Here is a 20,734-nt window from a genome sequence, read left to right as displayed (position 1 = left end):
AGAAGGTAGCCAGCTTGTGATGGGCTGGCTATTTTTTTGGCTTTTTGGGATACCTTGGATAAAAGCCATCAAAAAACGAATGGAGCTTATACCAATACCATTTTTCTTCAATGCTCAAAGTTCTACCCGAATCTTTAACTTGGCTACTCAAGAATCTAATTCCAGTACAAATAGCTAAGAAAAAGAGTCCCAAACCAACAATTGTCCAACTCGCTTGCCAATATGCGATTGCTACAAGCATAGTGATTATGGCTATAAGTCCGATGGGATTACAGGTCGCTTTGAATCCCAAGTAGCTGAAAAAAACGACGGTGCAGAACAGAAATGGCAAAGCCGCTAACTTGGCAGATGCCGTTAATATTTCTGATGGAAAGAAATGAGCCGCTGCCAAAGTCGCCAGAAAAAGCCCCAGTGATATAAACCAGCAGCGTGCTGGTAAAGATTTAAGTAAGTTTGTCATCTTCTTAGTACTCTCAAAGTGCACAGACGGTGCACAATCAAATCATGCATCAGCATGTTAGTTCTCAAAAAGTGCTCTAGTGGTTTGCTCGGCCATAATCTCACACACAGGGCATTTAAGCTGAATGCGCTGTTGTGATACCGTCAAATACAGACTGCCGCATCGACACCGGTGTAAGGATGCAAGCTGTGATCTTAAATCACGAGCTAGAACCCAACCTTCATTGATGGTCAGTTTTTTCCAGGGGATCTCAGCTGGAAGATCTGCTTCTTCTCTTGCAACCAAATACGCATCGTAAGCCTTCATCAAAGCATCGATATTTAATTGCTTGTAGACATTATCACCACCAATATTGACATAAAGCGCCATAAGCAGGGAGCCTTCAACTAATGCTCTTCTGCTTTTGACGATGGCATCAGATTCTGGCAATTGACCAGGACAAGGTGACTTGCCAGTCACTTCTTTATGGAGCCTTCTGATAATGTGGATTGGCAAACCTGTATCGAGCGCGATAATGGTTGTTCGAAATCCGTATTTAATAAGCAGCGAGGCTCGGGTAAATAGCTCACTTTTGGACAGGTTATCAATCATGCATCCCCCTTGTTGTTTAGGGTTGATAATAAATAAGCGATTCTTGGGATACCTGTGCCTTTGCTCTTCACCATCTCAATCAGTTGGCTTTGGTTACCCCTTGGTTGAAACAGCATGAATGATGAGGTCGCCACTCGTTGCAGGTCATCAACACCAGCATTAATCAAAGCATCAACCACGTCGCGTGTAAGTCCAAAGCGCAAGACGGCCTCTTGCGGATCAATTCGCGCTAATTCTCGTGCTGCGTGTAGGTACGCCAAATTTAATTGATAGAAGTCTTGTTGATTGGTTGTCATTGACGGACCTCCAGTTCATGTAAAATATTGCGATAGATAGAAAGCACTCTTTGCCCATACCAGCGTGCACGCTCTTCGTTCCAACTGTGATAGCGGCCTATGCCAAGCTCTAAATCATTTGGTGAAGACTTGATTGCTTCGGCCAAAATACTTGAGCCGACCGTAAGGTTGGTGATGGGGTCTAGCAGTTCCGCTGCTGAGCTCACCCGATGCCCATGCCAATGCAAATTGATTTGCATAAGGCCAATATCGAGCTGATATTTTTCAGTCTCTTGCAGTGCTTGGTTTAACAGTTTCTCTGCTTCTGTCTTAGATTTGGCGTAGGTTGCGTTTGAACCATTGCGAATTGCGTATGGCCATGGACTGGTCATGTTGAGACCACGATGTGAGGCCGACTCAGCCAAGGCAACGGCGTAGAGCATGACTGGATCAATACCAACGCTTTGTGCTGCTTTTTCCCACTGATAGCCCGGAAACGCATAGACTGAAGTGCTTGCGGACATGGCTATCACTAGGGCAATGGTTTTTGATTTAATCGTTTTCATTTTTGTCCTCTAATTGATTTCCGAGAAGCGCCTGAATGGCTTTCGGGCTTATTCTTTTCAAAGGCACTGCGCTAAAGTCGGTGATGCCTCTTGTATAAACTTGTGCTGCTTTTGACCAGTCGCCCACGGCAACCGGCGCTTGCATATCAAATCCTTTTTGCTGGTTCTGATGGTCTGCAATACCTTGTAATAGCCTTGGGTATTCACCCACTTCGTCCCGCAACAAGTAAGCCTGGTAGCGTGTTAAAAACTCTTTTTGTTTAAAGGGGTATTCCCTGTCATCTACCTTGCAGAGTTCAACCCATCCCCCCATGTCTGAAATAACGCGGTGAATAAGCGCATCGTCAAACATCACGGATGTCCAAGCGCCAACCTGACGAACAGCCTTGTCAACTTTGTTCCAAGCAACCATGGCTCTTGAACCCGAGTTGCCATCGATATGCTTGATGACGTCAGCGGGCTTTGGAAAAAATTGCCCAGTATCCGGTGATTGAATATGCCGAGTCAGACCGATTCGCACTTCTTCAATGCTATAAGCACGAAGGGCTTCAAATGCGATGGATAGCAATTGTGGTGATACGCTTTTGCCATACATGGCCCAAGCAGCTCCCCAAACTTCAGCAAACTCGCGTTTATCAACCTCCTGCACTTGAACGAACCTCCCGAATACCTGGTCCGGCCCAGCTTTCAGCAATGCGGCGATTGCTTTCTTCAATGTTCAACTGGTGATTGCTGCCCTTTAGGCTCGTCGATGATTGCTGTACTTCATCAATGCGAACGTACTCGTCTTCCCATTGCCGGTTTAAAAGCCAGTTATGTGGCATAGGGGTCTTAGTCCGATCTTGATACTGCAATCGGTTGTCTCGTTGCTCTTTCCAGCGTGTTAGCACTTCCAAGGCGAGTTCATGGTCTTCATTGAGGCCCATGCGTAGCCATTCTTCTTTGGCTTTCGCTTTTTTTTCTTTGCGTATTTGTACATCCCAGAAGTCTTCAAACTGTATGTGGCCAACAGTTTTAACTGTTGGTTTATTGCTTCTCTCAGAGTCATCCGACCGTTGAGAGTCCCTTACCGGGTTGCCATCAGGCATAAACAATGATGAAAATTCTTCTGGAAGCCGAGCTTGAAAACCGGCAAGAGATTTCAAAAGCGATGCCATACCAACGAAGTCGGCAGGTACATCTTTTAGCAACCGAAAGGCGGCCTTACCTTGGTTCGGGTTTTCGATTGGGTTGTGCTTCAGAAAGCTCCGAATCAAAGTCCAACCGGATTCCTCGCAACGAATGAGGAACTGATCTTGTTCTAACTCATTTAGAGCCTTGGCAACCTGTTGCTCATCCCAGTTCAAGTCAGAAGCAACGTAACCAATCGGCAATCGAAAGCAGCCAAGCAAATTACAATGTGGGCATGTAAGCAAATACAGTCCTAGCAACTTCGCTGAGTCACTCCAGGACAAAACGTTTTGCTTTAGCCAAAAGCGGGTATAGACCTTGCCATAATCACGCATGGAGGAACTCGCTTTTGTGTTTACGTAAAATGCTGACCATTATTTGCCCTTAATCCTACTGGTTACTGGCTTTCAGCTCGCTTGGGCATTCGGGATAGATGTCCGGTCTTAACTGGGATCGGGTTACCTGTCCTTGCGTAGCTTGTTCGATGGGTAAAACGAATTCAGCGGGCACACGCCCTGATTTATTCAACCAAAACCAGACGTTTTGCTGTTTTGAGTTGATGGCTCGTGCTAATGCTGATTGCCCGCCGACCAAGTCAATGGCACGGCGGAGATGTTTTTGTGTCGTGTTGAACACTTCCATACCGTCTCCTGTTACAATAATAACTGTTACAAGATTGAATGTTACAGTTTAAACTGTAGATAAGTCAACAGTTAAAATTGTTGAAAGACTACAGTTTTATTTGTAGAATGCGGGCTTATGAAAACTTTATCCGAACGACTAAACCATGCCTTGCAGCTTACTGGGGTGACTCAGTCTGAGTTGGCTCGTCGCATTGGTATCAAACAGCAGTCGATCAGCCAGATTTGCTCTGGTAAATCGGCTAGGTCTCGTTACACCATGCAGATCGCGGAGGCGCTTCGCGTGAATGCTCATTGGCTCGCCACAGGTGATGGCGAGATTGGCTTGGGGGTCGGTAATGTAGAAGTCGGGCCTGATATTAAGGGAAGAATTCCTCTCATTAACTGGGTTCAGGCCGGTGATTGGACTGAAATAGCGGAGGGATTTGCCCATGAAGATGCTGAGGAGTGGCGTGAAGTCACTGGGAAAGCACATGAGGGTTGTTTCGCACTTCGCGTAAAAGGCGACAGTATGGAAAATCCAAGCGGAAAAAAATCCATACCTGAGGGGGCAGTGATCGTTGTTGATCCTGAGTTACCTTACTCTTCAGGTTCATTGGTTGTTGCGCGTTTGGATGATTCGAAAGAAGCAACCTTTAAGCAGTTAGTTATTGATGGTGAACAGAAGTACCTAAAACCTTTGAACCCGCAATACCCTGCAATACCGATCAACGGCAACTGCACCATCATCGGTGTAGTACGACAAGCTATCATCGATTTCTGGTAGCGAAGGAATTTGTGGTTTAGCCACAGTTGTTCATGAGCTGAAGAAGCAACGATTGCAAACAGCTACAACTGAGCATTGGCGCACGCTGAGAGTAAATGGTAACCGATTAGATAACCATTGATTGTTTATAAAGTCAAGATCAGCGAAAATAGCGGCCAATTACGATTAACACGACGGGTTTGACAAGCGAAGAACTGAAAAGAGAGTACTTCCAAAAGTGTGTACAAATCCGTGTACAAACTAAAAGAATTTATACATGGCAAACCAAGATTTTCTTAATGAAATCAATAAGCGAAGGACCTTTGCTATCATCTCGCACCCCGATGCGGGTAAAACCACCATTACTGAAAAGGTATTGTTATTCGGACGCGCGTTACAAACTGCCGGCACCGTAAAGGGTAAAAAGTCTGGTCAACATGCCAAGTCAGACTGGATGGAAATGGAGAAAGAACGTGGTATCTCTGTTACCACCTCTGTCATGCAGTTTCCATACAGCGATCACCTCGTCAATCTACTGGATACACCTGGGCATGAAGACTTCTCTGAAGATACCTATCGTACACTTACGGCAGTTGACTCATGCTTGATGGTTATCGATGCCGCGAAAGGGGTTGAGGATAGAACGCGTAAGTTGATGGAAGTAACGCGTCTTCGCGATACGCCTATCGTTACCTTCATGAACAAACTCGACCGAGATATCCGCGACCCTATGGAGCTACTTGACGAAGTAGAAACAGAGCTTGATATTTTGTGTGCGCCAATTACGTGGCCTATTGGCTGTGGAAAAAGCTTTAAAGGCGTTTACCACTTACATCGTGACGAAACGATTTTGTACCAAAGCGGCCAAGGTCACACCATTCAAGACGTCCGTATTATCAAAGGGTTGGACAACCCAGAGCTTGATACCGCAGTAGGCAGCGATCTGGCTGAAACGCTTCGTGATGAACTTGAGCTTGTGCGCGGCGCGTCGAATGAGTTCGAGCAAGAGTTATTCTTGGAAGGTCAGTTAACACCAGTATTCTTTGGAACAGCATTGGGTAACTTTGGTGTAGACCATATGCTAGACGGTTTAGTGGAGTGGGCACCTGCACCACTAGGCCGCGACACTGAAGAAGGCAAAATTGAAAGTACAGACGGCAAATTCAGCGGTTTTGTATTTAAAATTCAAGCCAACATGGACCCCAAACACCGTGACCGTATTGCCTTCTGTCGAATTGTATCGGGTAAGTACGAAAAAGGCATGAAAATGCGCAATAGTCGTTTAGGCAAAGACGTGCGTATTTCTGATGCTTTGACCTTCTTGGCAGGTGACCGCTCACTACTTGAAGAAGCTTATGCCGGCGATATTATCGGTTTGCACAATCACGGTACTATTCGTATAGGTGACACTTTTACTTCGGGCGATAACTATCGCTTTACCGGTATTCCAAACTTCGCACCTGAATTGTTTAAACGTATCCGCTTAAAAGATCCGCTTAAGCAAAAGCAATTATTAAAAGGCCTTATCCAATTGTCAGAAGAAGGTGCGGTACAGGTTTTCCGTCCGCTGGCGAATAACGATTTGATTGTTGGTGCGGTTGGTGTGCTGCAGTTTGATGTGGTAGTTGCGCGCCTTAAGGCAGAATACAACGTTGATGCGCTTTACGAACATGTAAACGTCGCCACCGCGCGTTGGGTGTACAGTGGCGATGAGAAAAAGCTGGATGAGTTTAGACGCAAAGGCGAGCAAAACCTTGCGCTAGATGGTGGCGACAACCTGACGTACATTGCGCCAACCATGGTTAATTTGCAGCTAGCGCAAGAGCGTTATCCAGATATCCAGTTTACAAACACGCGCGAAAATTAAACTTGTAGAAGTCAAAGCTTGCAAAGAGTAAAGCGAGCAAAGAGCAAAAAAAGACAAAATATATTATGAATATACATGCACTATTAGTTAACCGTTTCACTGATGCACTACAAGAAATGGGCGTAGACAATGCACCCGTGCCAGTGTCGCGCAGCGCTCGACCAGAGTTTGGTGATTACCAATTCAACGGTGCCATGGCGCTGGCTAAGCAGCTAAAACAGAAGCCTCGTGATATCGCCGAAAAGATCGTTGAAACAGTAAAGCTTGACGACATTGCCAGCAAACTTGAAGTCGCCGGCCCAGGTTTTATCAACGTACACCTCAGCGATGCTTGGCTTGCAAACCAGTGTGAATTGTCGTTAAACGATTCGCGTCTTGGCATTGCAAAGTCACAAGAACAAAACATCGTAGTAGATTACTCATCACCTAACTTGGCCAAAGAGATGCACGTGGGTCACTTACGTACCACTATCATTGGCGATGCAGTGGTGAAAGTACTTGAATTCTTAGGGCATAACGTAATTCGTCAGAACCACATGGGCGACTGGGGTACGCAGTTTGGTATGCTACTCGCGCACCTTTCTGACAAACTTCAAGACGAGGTGGCTGAGACAGCCCTGTCTGACCTTGAAGACTTTTATCGTGAAGCCAAAGTGCGCTTTGACGAAGAAGAAGGTTTTGCCGATCGTGCACGTGAATACGTGGTTAAGCTACAAGGTGGCGATGCCCAGTGCCTAGCGCTATGGGAAAAATTCATCGATGTATCAATTGCACACTCAGAAGAGGTGTACGATAAGCTAAATGTTAGCCTAACGCGCAAAGACATTATGGGTGAATCGGCTTACAACGACGATCTCGCCAATGTTATTAGCGACCTAAAAGCACAAGGTATTGCGGTAGAAGACCAAGGTGCGCAGGTGGTGTTTATCCCCGAACTTGCCGATAAAGAAGGCAACCCTGCGGTTTATATTGTACAAAAATCAGGTGGCGGCTATTTGTACGCAACCACTGACCTTGCTGCGATGCGCTATCGTAGCGGCAAACTTAATGCTGATCGTACCCTTATTCTTACTGATGCTCGTCAGGCACTGCACTTCAAGCAAACCGAAATTGTGGGTCGTAAAGCCGGCTTTATGAAAGAAGAACAGACCTACGAACACTGCCCATTCGGTATGATGTTAGGCAGTGACGGCAAACCATTTAAAACCCGTACTGGCGGTACGGTAAAGTTGGTGGAATTGCTGGATGAAGCCGTTGAACGTGCGGGTAAACTGATTGCCGAACGCGATAATGACCTAACGGAAGCCGAGCTTAAAGAAGTGGCGCGTAAAGTGGGTATTGGCGCGGTTAAATACGCAGACCTATCTAAAAACCGCACCACAGACTACATGTTCAACTGGGACTCGATGCTGAGCTTCGAGGGTAATACCGCACCTTACCTTCAATATGCTTACACTCGTGTGAAGAGCTTATTCAGAAAAGCGGGTGTGGATATGGCAAGCATGCCAGTGGACATCACTGTCGCTGAAAAGCAAGAGCATGCCCTTGCAGTATTACTACTTCAATTTGAAGAAGTGATTGGTATGGTCTCTCGTGAAGCAACACCGCATGTGTTGTGTACATATCTTTATGATGTGGCCTCTGCGTTTATGACTTTCTACGAAGCATGCCCTATGTTAAAAGACGGGATTGAGCCTCAGGTTCGTGATAGCCGTCTGGCTCTGTCAGCGTTGGTTGCCAAAACACTTGAGCAAGGATTAACGCTACTTGGTATTGAAACACTAGAAAAAATGTAGTGTTCGCGGTACAACACGTACGGTGATATCGAAAAAGGCTGACAATTATTGTCAGCTTTTTTTATGCTTAGCTATTAATAGTGTCTGTGGCGTAAATATATGCTATTTCACAGAACCATTAGTACTAATGTTACCTATAAAGAAAAACATTAAAAATAACGACAGGAATCCCACATGACCAAGATCCTTGCATTTGCAGGCAGTACCCGAAAAGGCTCATTTAACCAAGCTATCATGAAAGTCGCAGCAGAAGGTGCGCGCGAAGCTGGCGCTGAAGTCACTGTCATCGATTTAGCCGATTATCAAATGCCACTATTCAACGAAGATGAAGAAGCTGAATTTGGCACACCTGAAAAAGCGCAGGCCTTCAAAGAGCTGCTAATGAGCCATGATGGCTTCCTTATCGCTTCTCCTGAATACAATTCAAGCTATCCCGCTCTTCTCAAAAATGCTATCGACTGGGCATCGCGTATGAGTGAAGGTGAAAAGCCGCTACAAGCTTATCGCGGCAAAGTCGCTGGTATTATGGCTGCATCTGCTGGTGGATTAGGCGGCATGCGCGTTCTAGTCGTGCTAAGAATGCTGTTGGAAAACCTGGGCACTATGGTTATTCCTAATCAAAAAGCTATCGCCAAAGTGAACACGTTAATGAATGATGATGGCGAAATATCTGACGAAAAAACCATTAAACAGCTGAAAAATCTAGGTAAAGAAACTGCTGAAATGGCGGCTAAACTTAGCTAATACTGGTAATTACGCAAAAAACGCGTAGGGTAGAAATCTACCTTGCGCGTTATATGCGGAGCTACCAAAGCCATGGAAGAAAATGATAACGTAAAGCAAAACATGCTTTTAGCGCTTAATGCGCGTATCCACCAAACCTCTGACGAAGGCCGTCAACATCATATCGAAAAGCGAAAAAGTAAAGGTTTTAACAGCGCTAGAGAAAACCTGGCTTTGCTTTGTGACACGCAAACATTTCAAGAGTACGGGCAATTCGCCGTTGCTGCACAAAGGCAACGCAAAGACTATGAAAAGCTAAAGTCTGATACCGCCGCCGACGGCGTGATTACGGGCATCGGTCATGTTAATGCAGGGGCTTTTCCCTCCGGACAAACCACAACGGCATTGGTGATAAACGATTACAGCGTGCTTGCAGGTACGCAGGGGTATTTTCACCACTTAAAATTAGACAGAATGATAGACGTTGCCAAACAACGAAACCTACCTGTCATCATGTTTACCGAAGGTGGGGGAGGAAGGCCTGGCGATACTGATATTACTACCGTTAATTCGGGGCTTCAGTGCCAGTCGTTCTCAAATTGGGCGGCCCTATCGGGCGTTGTGCCTAGAATAGCGGTAAATAACGGCTATTGCTTTGCAGGCAACGCGGCGCTTTTTGGCTCTGCGGATATCACTATTGCCACTTTATCGTCAAGTATTGGTATGGCTGGTCCCGCCATGATTGAAGGCGGTGGGCTCGGTGTGTTTTCACCAGAACAAATTGGCCCTATTGAAACCCAAGCCAAAAACGGTGTTGTCGATATTGTCGCTAATGACGAAAACCATGCCATTGATATTGCCAAGTTTTGTTTATCCTTCTTTCAGGGTGATGTTGAGCATTGGCAAGCATCATCGCAAGAGAACATTTTTTCGTTGTTACCGGATGATCGCCGTTTTGCTTATGACGTTCGACAGATCATTAATACATTGGTGGACACCAACAGTTTTATTGAACTAAAAGCACAATACGGTGGCGCAATTATTACTGGTTTTTGTCGCTTTAAAGGTAAAGCGGTGGGCATGATCGCGAGTAACTGCAAAGTGTTAGGCGGGGCAATAGATGTTGATGCCGCCGAGAAATGCGCTGATTTTCTTACGCTTTGCCAGCGTTTTTCGCTGCCCGTTGTCAGTTTGTGTGACACGCCTGGATTTATGGTAGGGCCTGAGCACGAAAAGCTGGGGGCAGTGCGACGCCTGAATCGTATGTTCTCAGTTGGGGCTAGTTTGAATGTGCATTTTATCGCCGTTGTTTTAAGGAAGTGCTATGGGCTTGGGGCGCAAGCCATGTTAGGAGGCAGCACATCACAACCTGATTATACGGTGTCTTGGCCAAGTGGTGAATTCGGAGCAATGGGCCTGGAAGGCGCAGTAAAGCTTGGATTTAAGGCTGAACTAGAACAAATATCTGACGATGAAGAACGACATGCACGTTTTGACACCTTATTGAAACAGGCTTATGCAAAAGGGCAGGCGAGTGAGGTTGCGTCAGTATTAGAAATAGATGCCGTTATCGACCCAGTCAAAACACGAGACATTATTGCTGACTTTTTCGCATCGCAAACTGTTAAGTAAAATGATTCCAAAATAGGTTCTCCACTTTTTTGCTATCGATCGCATTCAGCCAAACAAAATACATGCTTTTTAATTGGCTGAAATACCGTTATGTGACTAATCTAAAATAAAAAACTTTAGACTTTAAACTTTCGTAGTACCTGATTCGATAGAACGGAGGCTTTGATGTTCGACAGACTATTTGACGGTAGTCTAATGCCACATGGTCATTGCTTACTTTGGCGGTGGGATTTGTTGTTTCTGCATCTCGGTGGCGATTTGATGACAGTTGTCGCATATTCAGTAATCCCCCTTGGTATTTTCTATTTCCTATATAAACGAAAAGACATCAAATTTGATGGTTTAGCAGCCTTATTCGCTTGCTTTATCGCATTTTGTGGCTTGTCGCATTTAGCTGGTATCGTCAATATCTGGAATGGCTACTATTTTATAGAAGGAGCAATTAAGTTTGCTACGGGTTTTGTGTCAATAGTAACGGCCTACTATTTGTGGAAACTGATGCCTGTTTTTATCAACATACCAAGCATTACTATGTTGGAAGAACGCAATAAAGCGTTAGAAGAACTTAGAGCACAACTAGAAGAAGCTAACCACTCTCTTGAAGAAAAGGTAAAAGAGAGAACATTAGAATTGGAACAGCAAGCTAACACTGACGCAGTGACCGGTGTAGCAAGTCGCTTTTGCATTATGGAAACGCTTAATCACAACTGCGGGCTTTTCGAACGGTACGGCCGTCCTTTTTCAATTCTGATGATAGACGTAGACCACTTTAAGGATGTAAACGATACCCATGGCCACCAAGCAGGTGATGAGGTGCTATCGCTAATGGCAGAATGTATTTCAAATAATATCCGCTCAGTTGACGCCATTGGCCGTTATGGCGGTGAAGAGTTTCTCGTTATATTGCCAGAAACGCCACAGAGCATCGCTATCGATCTCGCTGAGCGCATACGAATAGGTGTTGAAAAACTGTCTTTACCCTTTGAAATAGAAGTCACCTGTAGTGTTGGTGTGTCGACTATGACACATGGTATGTCAGATGATGGTTTAGTAAGCCAGGCAGATCACGCCTTATACACAGCTAAACGTTCAGGCCGAAATCAGGTTGTTGTATTCAAAGAAGGTATGTCTGAAGGCCTACAAAACAGCAGTGCAACGTAAATGTGAATTAGCGCACTTCAAGCACGCTCTCTAACCATTCAATAAACTTTACATTGTGCCGTGAAGTGAGCGCTTCTTTGTTTGCGATATAGTAGCAAAGCGACGAGTTTACAGCAGTGGTGTGCGCCTCGCGAAGTACGCCAGATGCGAGATAGTTCTGGGCGAGCGTTTGTGAACAAAAAACGTAGGCATTTTCTAGTAGTGCTTGCTGAATCCCGAAAAGTTCTTGGTCGAAGTACTTTACGCTTAATTGTTGATGATCAAGGTTATTAGTGAGGATCCACTCTTGTAAAGGGACTTTAGGCAGCGCGCTGTTTTTCCATTCTGTTGTATAGATAGGTAAATGGCGTCTGTGGCTGAAGTCTAGCTCTGCGTTAGGGCCGCAAAACAGATTAAATCGTTCACGCTTAAGCATGTCCGAAGGTATCTGTTTATCAAGATCACCTAGTCTTATTGGCAACGTAAATTTACTGGCTTCAATACTTTCGCCACTGGTTATGTTTACCTTGATTTCAGGGTGTTCAGTGTAGAACTGCTGTAGTGCAGGAATAAGAACAAGTGCCGCAAATGAAGAGGTAGTGGCAACATTAATGTCTTTTTCGCTGGCAACAACCGTTTCTAGCGCAGTAGTAATGGTAGCAAACCCTTGAGTGGTCGCTGATGACAGCACTTTGCCGTTGTCGGTTAATGCTATCTGTCTAGCACGCCTGACAAATAACGTTGTGCCTAATCGTTGTTCAAGATTAGTTATGTGGTGAGATACCGCCGTGGGGGTTAGCGATAACTCTTCAGCAGCACGCTTAAAACTGCCGAGCCTAGCAGCTGCTTCAAAGGCTTTAAGGGCAGGTAAGGACACTTGCATAGGTTTTCTCTACTCGTGCTACATGAATGCTAAAAGATAGGTGATTTTTACTCATCTGTAAATGCGTGTTAGTCGTTTGTCAGCTAGTAGCGTAAGCGCAAAAATAAAACACATATTTAATAGCTGAGGAAGCCTAAAATGAGTGTTTTATTACATGTTGATTCAAGCGTCAGAAATATTTCGAACGCCAACCCCGATCATAATTCTATTTCTAAAAGTCTAGCTAAGCAGTTAGTTTCAGCACTTCAAGAACATAATGCTATAGATGAGTATATTTATCGTGATGTTGGTGTGAACCCTCCGGGTTTTATTACCCAAGAATGGATTGGTGCCGTATTTACACCAGAGCTACAGCAAACGCCACAGCAGCGCGAATTGTTGCTTCAATCGAATACCTTAATAGACGAAGTGGAAAGGGCCGATATCATCGTCATCTCTTCACCCATGTACAATTACGGTATGCCTGCTCAGTTAAAGGCATGGTTTGATCAAATTATTCGTATTAATAAAACTTTTGATTTCGATCTATCTCGTGGCGATAAACCTCTGGCTCCTCTCTTTTCTGGTAAAACCCTCGTGATAGTGACATCAAGTGGAGAGTTCGGATTTGAGAAAGGAGGAGTTAACGAAGAGGCCAGCCATTTGGTTCCTCATCTTCGCACGTTAAGCCGTTATTTAGGCGTAGAAAATATTTATGAAGTTGCCTCGGAATATCAAGAGTTTGGTGATGCACGACATCAAGCGTCTTTGAATAATGCCAGAATTAAAGTGGGCGACATCGCGTTGCGGTTAGCTAAACATGTTGGTTTGTAACTGAAATAATCGTCGCCATGGAAAAGGTCGTAAAATGGGGTGAGAAGTGAAACTACTCGTTATGTGAATTTACTTCTCGCTCGGTTCGTTTTCTGACGTAAAAGAACTTAATTCGCCGTAGGTTGCGACATGCGCTTCTTCGTACTTCCGTTTGGCAGCGTTTAAGTTAACTAAGGCCTCCTTGAATACACTGTTTTTTTGCGCAAGTTCATAGACTAACGTTGCTTTTAACTTTTCAAGTTCTCCAATTTCAGCAGTTCCCATTTCCGCTGAAGCTTGAGCAAGTGATGCTCTTTCCATAAACGAGTTTGAGCGATTAGACACCATTTTTTGCTTGAAAAGCGTATTTCTAATTCTAATTTCAAAGGCATTTTGGCAGACAGTATACGTTAAACGTGAATTCGGACGCTTCTTTTTCTCACAGACATAATGTAAATCAGAGTCGCCAACTAACGTGTTAAACGTGTCAAATACAGCAAATGTTGCGGCTTCGTATTGTTCACGCAGAAGTGTAAGTGGTTTTGACGTTGTTACTTCTATCACTTCAACCTGAGTGTCAGGCTTAGTAGGTAGGTTATTTGCTAGTGCCGAAAGTGAACCTAATACACTGATGAGTACTGTGCCCGTTGTCTTGATCATCATCCTGATACCTTATTTCCATTGCCCTCATCAGTGTAGCAATCAGCTCAACCGTTTTCCAAGCCATACTCTTAAAAGACGCTAAACAAAAAACTGACAAGGTAGGTTATCTAATAGACATTAGCGAGTAGAGGCAATAGTGATTTTTGTGTTGTTGTGCCTGAATTGTCTAATACTTATAAGAATAACAGGGATGTCCTATGAAAAAGTCCTTTATTGCACTCGGGCTTGGCTCAATGCTCTTTTTATCAACCGCACTATATGGGCAAGCATTAGTAACTGAAACGCCGAATGACGTTGTAGAGCCTATCACCGCGCTATCCGAAGATGAAATCAAACAGCAAGAATACCTGAAGTGGGCAGAAGAGTTTGAAGCGTCGCTCACTTATCAAACTGGGAAAATTACACTGCCAGGCGGTAAGGCAACACTTAGCGTACCCGAAGATTACTACTATCTGTCACCGCAAGACACAAAGCGTGTACTAGAAGAAGCATGGGGTAACCCGGAAGGGGAGCCTATGCTTGGAATGTTATTTCCGCAGGAATATCGGGTACTCGATAGTGCATCATGGGGCGTCACCATAGAATATGCAGAAGATGGCTATGTTTCTGACGAAGATGCAGAAGATATAGATTATGATGATCTCCTAAAAGAAATGAAAAGTGATACTGCTGAAGAGTCTGAATAGCGCTTGGAGCAGGGCTACCCCAGCATTGAGTTAGTTGGGTGGGCTATGCCACCTTTATTTTTTGTAAGTGCTCATCATACTCTTCGGTTGGACCTATTTCGCTACTAACCCAATCGGCGTTGTAATAGGTATTTGAATAGCGCTCTCCACTGTCACACATGAGCGTAACGATAGATCCAGATTCCCCTTTTTCTATCATCGAGGCGGCAACCTGTAATGCGCCCCACAAATTAGTCCCCGTCGAAGGGCCAGCTTTAATCCCCATCGTGTTGTTGAGCCAGTGCATCGTAGCGATACTGGCTGTATCTGGTACTCGCATCATAGAATCAATAACGTCGTGCTGGAATGAAGCCTCTACCTTTGGGCGTCCTATGCCTTCAATTCGGCTTCCTCTGCTGGCGGTAAGCGTTGAATCTCTTTGCTGATAGCTATCAAAAAAGACACTGTGTTCTGGGTCAACAACCATAAGCTTAGAGGGTAAGCCCTTGTAACGAATATAACGGCCTATAGTCGCAGACGTACCACCAGTACCTGCACTCATCACGACTGTGTGAGGAATAGGGTGAGGTTCTGCTTTCATTTGTTCAAATATTGACTCGGCAATATTGTTATTTCCTCGCCAGTCTGTCGCGCGCTCTGCGTACAAAAATTGGTCCATGAAGTACCCGTTTAGCTGCTGTGCAATGCGCTGAGCTTCACAGTGCATTTGCGTTGGACACTCAACAAAATGGCATGTGCCACCATACTTTTCAATAAGCGCAATTTTACTTTGCGCCGTCGAACGGGGCATAACGGCGACAAATGGAACACCAATCATTTTGGCAAAGTACGCTTCTGATACGGCGGTACTGCCAGATGACGCCTCTATTACCGTGGTATTTTGATTAATTTTTCCGTTACACAAGGCATACAGAAAAAGCGAGCGAGCCAAACGGTGCTTTAAGCTGCCGGTAGGGTGGGTGCTTTCATCTTTCAAATAGATATCTACACCCTGAAGCGTAAGTTGTTCTAGCTTGATTAAATGCGTGTCCGCAGAGCGTTGGTAATCTGCATTTATGGTTTTTATGGCTTTCGTTACCCAGTCTGACATTATTTCTCCCCTGCGTTTTTGTCTAAGGCCTGTTGGTCTTTACTGTGCAACAAACATCAACAGGTCCTAGTTACAATATCAATGTTGGATGAGTAAAAACGCCTAAAAAATTATAGTTTTAAGGATGTTTTAAGGTAAAAATTTCTTCGTATGGCTAAAAGTGTAGTAATTTTTTTTGGTGTGTGTTTTTTGTTCATTGTCTTTTCTGAAAATAAACCCATTACATATATCACGGAAAGCTGCGGGTGCTGGGAGCAACATGAGTTTAGAAACGTATACAATTTTGATGAGTTTATTGGTATGTCTGGGCACACTTCTTAGTCTTGGCTTCTTTGCACTGATGTACAAATGGGCAAAAAAGCAAAAAGGAGCGGCAGTGGCCTTTGGCATGTTAGTTCAAATGTTTTTACCCGATCCTAAAGTAGAGCAAACCATAGAGATGGTGGTTGAGTCGAAAAAAGAAGTGAGTGGTGAGCGAGAAACTGATAACACCTCAAATGAAGGGGACACAGAGGAATGGAAATCTTAAACTAGAACAGATTTGACGACCCTGATATCTTAAATGTTCCTTCACTGCACTGGTCATCTTATGAAAACAAAAGCATTTTTTATGCTCTTCTCAATAATGCCGTTTATGCTTTTTGCCCAAACGCTCAAGGTAGCTACATTCAACGTAAGTATGGAGTCGACTAATTACAAGTCATTGGGCATGGCGCCAAGCGATAAAGTACTGGCGCACATACTAAGCAATGGCGAACCCCCCCAAGTTAGAAATATAGCTGAAATTATTCAACGCGTTCGGCCTGACATTATTTTACTCAATGAATTTGATTACATTAAAGACAAGAATAAGGGCGTTAATGCGTTTGTGAAGAACTACTTGAATGTGTCTCAGGCGCAGCAGCAACCCATTGACTATCCGTATACGTACATAGCGCCTGTCAACACGGGCGCACCGACATCCTTTGACCTCGACAATAATGGTAAAGTCGAGCGGTTTGGCGGCGATGCCTTTGGCTACGGCTTGTACGAAGGGCAATATGGAATGGCACTGCTGTCGAAATACCCAATAGATGAAACTCACGTGCGCACCTTTCAATTTTTCAAATGGCACCATATGCCGCACCCGCAAAAGCCATTTTTACCTAGCGCAAGCGGCGAGATGGAAGAGAGTGAGTCGTGGTATGACGAAGAAGAATGGGAAGCTTTTCGACTTAGCTCTAAGTCTCATTGGGATGTGCCCATTAACGTAGGTGATCACGTTGTACATATATTGGCGATGCACCCAACCCCACCTAACTTCGATGGTGAAGAAGACAGAAACGGCAAGCGCAATGCCGATGAAATAAGGTTGATGGCCGATTATCTAACGCCCGATAAAGGAATCTATATTTACGATGATAATAGCAACAAAGTCACTTTAGAAGCGGACTCGCGTTTTGTTCTTGTTGGTGATTTTAATGCCGCAGATATTGGCGATAAATACCGTGAAGGAGTGATTGAGCAGCTAACTAATAGCCCGTACGTCAACAATAGCGTGATCCCGAAAAGTGCCGGCGGTGCTCAATCATCTGCAGAAACCTACAGTGAACGTTACACCGCCTATTGGGGGGCTAGAGCGGATTATGTGCTACCTTCTTCATACGGTTTTGAGGTTGTTGACGCCGGTGTGTTTTGGCCCGCGAAAACAAGTGATCTACATAGGCTAGTTAAAGATAGGCAAGCAAGTTCAGATCACCGATTAGTTTGGACAACACTTTCGCTGTCACAATAGACTGTTACAACACACGAAAGCGCGAGCGGCGGTTTAGCGCCTTTCGCCCGCAGAAAGCGTGTTTGTTAGTTGCGACTTTTAGTCGCGCTGGTCCAAAGCGTGTAATATCCCACCACAATTAAATTTGCTATAAACCAAAGATCTTTAATGACAAATTGTCCTAGGCGATTAAAAATTGTCTCGCTGCTAAGCGTATCTGGAACCGTAAATATAAAGGTTTGCGTCATTAAGAAAACTGACAGGGCAGCAAGTCCACTTACTTTGATGATAGTTTTCTGATTGAGCAATAAACCAATACCTAATGCGAGGGCAAAAAAGACATCGAATATACCAATAACATTTGAGGCACCTTGAACACTAAATAGTGTATACAACCATGACATGAAGGGTGATGTTTCGATAAGTCCCACTATGCCGTTTGCTTCAAATTCATAAAATTTCATACCACCAATCCACAAAAGTACCATAGCCACGGGGGCATAATTTGCCCACGCCAGTTGCTTATCGGTAAACTTATGTCGATAAAAAAGAAAGAAAAATAACGGGAAAACAGCACCGTATTTGATAATGCCCTGACCGCTGCCAATAATCGGGAACCCTCCAAGGTCTGCCATCCATCTACTCGGCGAAAGTAGGGTTAATAGTAGTATGCTTACGATGATAAATGTAAATAAGGTAGCGAGTTTTATTGAGACGAGCTTGAGCCTAGCGGCTACCGTTAAAAGAGCGATCATCAAAAACGCTATACCTGCAATAACACCCATTGTGGCGTCTGAAAACGCACTTGATAGTCCGTAAAAATGGAGTGTCGCTTTTACTGAGCCAGAATTGGCGCCAAGCAAAAATGTCAGCCCTAATAAGCCTAGGCTAAACACCAGTAAGAAAGTGACGAGATTTTCTGTCTGTTTAAGTGTCATCATTATTCCGCGTAGTACATCAGGCAAATATAGACCTTGCTCAATGCATTCATCTTTCAATTATTTGCTCAAAAGCATCGTAAAAAGCCATTTGCTTTGCGTTATTATTCATGTGATACAAGAACTTGTTCAGATTGCGTGGTCATACTCTTATACCCCCCTAAATCACTAAAGGATTTTGTTGTGCGACGATTATATTTATTGGGCCTGTTTTTATTAGGAGGATGTGGGGCACAAGCACCTGTCGATATACCCAGTCCTCTAGAAATCGAAAAGCTTGAGTTTGAAGTGGACACATCGCTGCCGCTAGTTCAACAAGCTTACTCAATAGAAAGTGAGTCAGTCTGTGAAAAGCATAATGGACGATGGCAAAGAGTAGGCAGGCAACAGCAGTATGCGTGCATTCTCGACACTCGTGATGGCGGCAAAGCCTGTTCAAGTAATAAAGAGTGTGAGGTTGGCTGTGTTGTGGCCAATAGTGAGGCCGTTGCCGGTGAGCACACAACAGGGATATGCCTTGAAAATACAGACCTATTTGGTTGTCGTGCGTATGTATCTAACGGCGTGGTAGAACCGACTCTGTGCGTCGACTAACGATACTGAAATTTTGGTCGGCGCTATTGTTGTAAATAGTCCTATCGTGACACACTAACGTATTCCAATTACTAAGGTTGCAACAGGGAGATGTTAGATGTTGTCTAAAATTATGCTCTATGCGAAGAGTATTTTTGCGTCGTTATTGGCGATTTTTGTTTGTTTTGCTGTGCTTGATTTTCTATGGCTTGGCGTTCTTGCTGACAGTTGGTACCAAGCTGAAATGGCGCCATTGCTTCGCAGTGAGTTTATTACCTGGCCTTGGTTAGTCTTTTATCTGATGTATGGTTTTGTAGTATTTGTCTTAGCTGTGGTTGCAAATAGAGATAAGTCACTGCTTTATGCGGGCATAGATGGGGCTTTGTTAGGACTGGCGAGTTATGGCGCATACAACCTTACTGCCTACAGCATAATAGACGGGTTTACACTCTTTATCATGGCGATAGATTGGGGGTGGGGTACCTTTCTAACCAGTGCTAGTGCAATGGCGGGATGGCTTGGATTCCAACTGCTTCGCCACGATGCCCGCCCATCGTAGTTTGCTCAAGTAATTTTTCTCAAGTAACTTTTTTCAAGTAACTTTTCTTAAGTGACTTTGCTAAAACGTTGGCATGCTTATTAAAAATGCCTAAGGAAAAGAATAGCGTATTATTCTTTTCACTACACTGGCGTACTGGCGCATAAAGCTGCCAGTATTGTAATGCATGCCATGTTGCTTGAAAATTGCCCGTACCTTTGGTGCCATTTCTCTATAGCGTTTAGCAGGAATATCTGGAAAGAGGTGGTGCTCAATCTGAAAGCTTAAATGACCCGTTAGCACGTGAAATAGGTTACCACCTTTAATGTTTGACGACCCCAGTGCTTGTCGATAATACCATTGACCCTGTGTTTCATTTTTACAATCTGCCTCGCTAAAGGTTTCCACATCGCCCGTGAAGTGGCCACAGAATATGATGGTTGATGTCCATAGATTACGAAGTAGATTTGCTACGAGATTACCCGTTAGTACCCATAAAAATAAAGGGCCAGCTAGAAGTGGGAAGAGCACATAATCTTTGGCTAGTTGGCGAGCGCCTTTACTAAAAAAACGCCTCTTTAATTCTTCGTGCGTGAGCGTGTTTTTTCGATTCTCCTTTTTCTTACCAAAAAATACGCGCTCAGCGGCCATTTCGTGATAAGACACGCCCCACTGAAACATTATGCTTAACACGGCGTAAGTCGCCAGTTGCCATAGGTTTTTTACTCGCCAGCGAAAATCATTGGAAAGGCGTAATAGGCCGTAGCCAAAATCACGGTCTTTACCAATAATATTGGTGTACGTGTGGTGCTCATAATTGTGGACTCTATTCCAACTTGAACCATCGCAGGCAATATCCCACTCATAGGACTTTGAGTTGATATGCTTGTCATTCATCCAGTCATATTGACCATGCATAACATTGTGACCAATTTCCATGTTGTCGAGTATTTTTGCAGCGGCTAGGGACAATACGCCAATGACCCATAAAGCAGGCTGTAAAAAACCGAGCATTAATAGAATACGTCCCGTCCATTCACAAAGCCTCTGAATGCGAATGATTCGACGGATATAGTTGGCATCTTCTTGGCCAACTTTGCGCTTTACGTCAGCTTTCAACTCATCAAGCTGCACGGCGAGTAGATCAAAATTGGGCTGAGTTGACATCCTCTTTTCACAAATTGTTGTTGAAGTAGAGGCCACCGAGTGGTC

The 20,734-nt window shown here is 44.4% G+C and carries 24 protein-coding genes; 12 read left to right on the top strand and 12 right to left on the bottom strand.

The genetic code is table 11. The features are described from left to right. Positions 1-28: 28 nt before the first annotated feature. Genes eexS through LHL20_RS14425 form a run of 7 tightly spaced genes read right to left on the bottom strand, consistent with a single transcriptional unit; the run spans position 29 to position 3,704 of the window. Entirely contained in the window at positions 29-460 is a 432-nt protein-coding gene (gene eexS / locus LHL20_RS14455) for an entry exclusion protein EexS (RefSeq protein WP_063527794.1), read from the bottom strand. Between the two features lie 57 nt (positions 461-517). After that, positions 518-1,051 carry a FlhC family transcriptional regulator gene (locus LHL20_RS14450; protein ID WP_000566753.1) on the bottom strand — a complete coding sequence of 178 codons (534 nt, stop codon included), beginning with the start codon at positions 1,049-1,051 and terminating at the stop codon, positions 518-520. Continuing rightward, positions 1,048-1,347, bottom strand: coding sequence for a flagellar transcriptional regulator FlhD (locus LHL20_RS14445; RefSeq protein ID WP_000210563.1), 300 nt, complete (start codon positions 1,345-1,347; stop codon positions 1,048-1,050). The genes LHL20_RS14450 and LHL20_RS14445 overlap by 4 nt, the downstream gene beginning before the upstream one ends. Further along, positions 1,344-1,892, bottom strand: coding sequence for a lytic transglycosylase domain-containing protein (locus LHL20_RS14440; protein ID WP_004249402.1), 549 nt, complete (start codon positions 1,890-1,892; stop codon positions 1,344-1,346). Before LHL20_RS14440 ends, LHL20_RS14445 begins: the two co-directional genes overlap by 4 nt. Then, positions 1,879-2,541: a DUF6475 domain-containing protein gene (locus tag LHL20_RS14435; RefSeq protein WP_032081042.1), complete on the bottom strand. Its 663-nt coding sequence runs from the start codon at positions 2,539-2,541 to the stop codon at positions 1,879-1,881. Before LHL20_RS14435 ends, LHL20_RS14440 begins: the two co-directional genes overlap by 14 nt. Further along, positions 2,528-3,397 carry a hypothetical protein gene (locus LHL20_RS14430; RefSeq protein ID WP_063528188.1) on the bottom strand — a complete coding sequence of 290 codons (870 nt, stop codon included), beginning with the start codon at positions 3,395-3,397 and terminating at the stop codon, positions 2,528-2,530. The genes LHL20_RS14435 and LHL20_RS14430 overlap by 14 nt, the downstream gene beginning before the upstream one ends. Positions 3,398-3,452: 55 nt before the next feature. Next, positions 3,453-3,704 (bottom strand): helix-turn-helix domain-containing protein, encoded by a 252-nt coding sequence (locus LHL20_RS14425; protein WP_000451746.1) that lies wholly within the window; start codon positions 3,702-3,704, stop codon positions 3,453-3,455. Positions 3,705-3,821: 117 nt separating this feature from the next. Between LHL20_RS14425 and LHL20_RS14420 the strand changes: the two genes are divergently transcribed. From LHL20_RS14420 to LHL20_RS14395, 6 genes are all read left to right on the top strand, one after another. After that, the gene (locus tag LHL20_RS14420) at positions 3,822-4,469 is read left to right on the top strand and encodes a LexA family protein (protein WP_000854920.1); all 648 of its coding nucleotides are present in this window, start codon (positions 3,822-3,824) and stop codon (positions 4,467-4,469) included. A 256-nt stretch (positions 4,470-4,725) separates the two neighbouring features. Then, positions 4,726-6,315 carry a peptide chain release factor 3 gene (gene prfC, locus LHL20_RS14415; RefSeq protein ID WP_226433795.1) on the top strand — a complete coding sequence of 530 codons (1,590 nt, stop codon included), beginning with the start codon at positions 4,726-4,728 and terminating at the stop codon, positions 6,313-6,315. 65 nt (positions 6,316-6,380) lie between these two features. Next, positions 6,381-8,111, top strand: coding sequence for an arginine--tRNA ligase (gene argS / locus LHL20_RS14410; protein ID WP_226433794.1), 1,731 nt, complete (start codon positions 6,381-6,383; stop codon positions 8,109-8,111). A 174-nt stretch (positions 8,112-8,285) separates the two neighbouring features. Continuing rightward, on the top strand, positions 8,286-8,855 hold the full coding sequence (locus tag LHL20_RS14405) for an NADPH-dependent FMN reductase (RefSeq protein WP_159623334.1): 570 nt from the start codon (positions 8,286-8,288) through the stop codon (positions 8,853-8,855). A 72-nt stretch (positions 8,856-8,927) separates the two neighbouring features. After that, a complete protein-coding gene (locus tag LHL20_RS14400) occupies positions 8,928-10,466 on the top strand; it encodes an acyl-CoA carboxylase subunit beta (RefSeq protein ID WP_226433793.1) in 1,539 nt (512 codons plus the stop codon). A gap of 165 nt (positions 10,467-10,631) precedes the next feature. Further along, positions 10,632-11,627, top strand: coding sequence for a GGDEF domain-containing protein (locus LHL20_RS14395; RefSeq protein ID WP_226433792.1), 996 nt, complete (start codon positions 10,632-10,634; stop codon positions 11,625-11,627). A 7-nt stretch (positions 11,628-11,634) separates the two neighbouring features. Here the strand turns inward: LHL20_RS14395 and LHL20_RS14390 are convergent, their stop codons facing one another. After that, the gene (locus LHL20_RS14390) at positions 11,635-12,489 is read right to left on the bottom strand and encodes a LysR family transcriptional regulator (RefSeq protein WP_226433791.1); all 855 of its coding nucleotides are present in this window, start codon (positions 12,487-12,489) and stop codon (positions 11,635-11,637) included. A 138-nt stretch (positions 12,490-12,627) separates the two neighbouring features. On the opposite strand from LHL20_RS14390, the gene LHL20_RS14385 reads away from it, so the two are divergent. Next, entirely contained in the window at positions 12,628-13,302 is a 675-nt protein-coding gene (locus tag LHL20_RS14385) for an FMN-dependent NADH-azoreductase (protein WP_226433790.1), read from the top strand. Positions 13,303-13,371: 69 nt separating this feature from the next. Here the strand turns inward: LHL20_RS14385 and LHL20_RS14380 are convergent, their stop codons facing one another. Beyond that, positions 13,372-13,944, bottom strand: a complete 573-nt coding sequence (locus LHL20_RS14380; RefSeq protein WP_226433789.1) for a hypothetical protein — start codon at positions 13,942-13,944, stop codon at positions 13,372-13,374. A 197-nt stretch (positions 13,945-14,141) separates the two neighbouring features. On the opposite strand from LHL20_RS14380, the gene LHL20_RS14375 reads away from it, so the two are divergent. Then, entirely contained in the window at positions 14,142-14,630 is a 489-nt protein-coding gene (locus LHL20_RS14375; protein WP_226433788.1) for a DUF2167 domain-containing protein, read from the top strand. Between the two features lie 43 nt (positions 14,631-14,673). Here LHL20_RS14375 and LHL20_RS14370 read toward each other — a convergent pair whose 3' ends face one another. Then, positions 14,674-15,720 carry a PLP-dependent cysteine synthase family protein gene (locus tag LHL20_RS14370; protein ID WP_226433787.1) on the bottom strand — a complete coding sequence of 349 codons (1,047 nt, stop codon included), beginning with the start codon at positions 15,718-15,720 and terminating at the stop codon, positions 14,674-14,676. Between the two features lie 259 nt (positions 15,721-15,979). Here LHL20_RS14370 and LHL20_RS14365 point away from each other — a divergent pair, with 259 nt between their 5' ends. Both LHL20_RS14365 and LHL20_RS14360 read left to right on the top strand, forming a co-directional pair. Beyond that, positions 15,980-16,249, top strand: a complete 270-nt coding sequence (locus LHL20_RS14365; protein WP_226433786.1) for a hypothetical protein — start codon at positions 15,980-15,982, stop codon at positions 16,247-16,249. 60 nt (positions 16,250-16,309) lie between these two features. After that, the gene (locus LHL20_RS14360; RefSeq protein WP_226433785.1) at positions 16,310-17,494 is read left to right on the top strand and encodes an endonuclease/exonuclease/phosphatase family protein; all 1,185 of its coding nucleotides are present in this window, start codon (positions 16,310-16,312) and stop codon (positions 17,492-17,494) included. A gap of 65 nt (positions 17,495-17,559) precedes the next feature. On the opposite strand, the gene LHL20_RS14355 is transcribed toward LHL20_RS14360, so the two are convergent. Continuing rightward, positions 17,560-18,411, bottom strand: coding sequence for a DUF417 family protein (locus tag LHL20_RS14355; protein ID WP_226433800.1), 852 nt, complete (start codon positions 18,409-18,411; stop codon positions 17,560-17,562). Positions 18,412-18,594: 183 nt separating this feature from the next. Here LHL20_RS14355 and LHL20_RS14350 point away from each other — a divergent pair, with 183 nt between their 5' ends. Both LHL20_RS14350 and LHL20_RS14345 read left to right on the top strand, forming a co-directional pair. Then, positions 18,595-19,005 (top strand): hypothetical protein, encoded by a 411-nt coding sequence (locus LHL20_RS14350; protein WP_226433784.1) that lies wholly within the window; start codon positions 18,595-18,597, stop codon positions 19,003-19,005. A 97-nt stretch (positions 19,006-19,102) separates the two neighbouring features. After that, entirely contained in the window at positions 19,103-19,543 is a 441-nt protein-coding gene (locus LHL20_RS14345; protein WP_226433783.1) for a DUF2177 family protein, read from the top strand. A gap of 90 nt (positions 19,544-19,633) precedes the next feature. Here LHL20_RS14345 and LHL20_RS14340 read toward each other — a convergent pair whose 3' ends face one another. Continuing rightward, positions 19,634-20,689 carry a fatty acid desaturase family protein gene (locus LHL20_RS14340; RefSeq protein WP_226433799.1) on the bottom strand — a complete coding sequence of 352 codons (1,056 nt, stop codon included), beginning with the start codon at positions 20,687-20,689 and terminating at the stop codon, positions 19,634-19,636. Positions 20,690-20,734: the final 45 nt, after the last annotated feature.

The sequence above is a fragment of the Alteromonas sp. McT4-15 genome (genome assembly GCF_020515205.1).
Taxonomy (GTDB): domain Bacteria; phylum Pseudomonadota; class Gammaproteobacteria; order Enterobacterales; family Alteromonadaceae; genus Alteromonas.
This window is presented reverse-complemented; position numbering and strand designations above follow the sequence as displayed.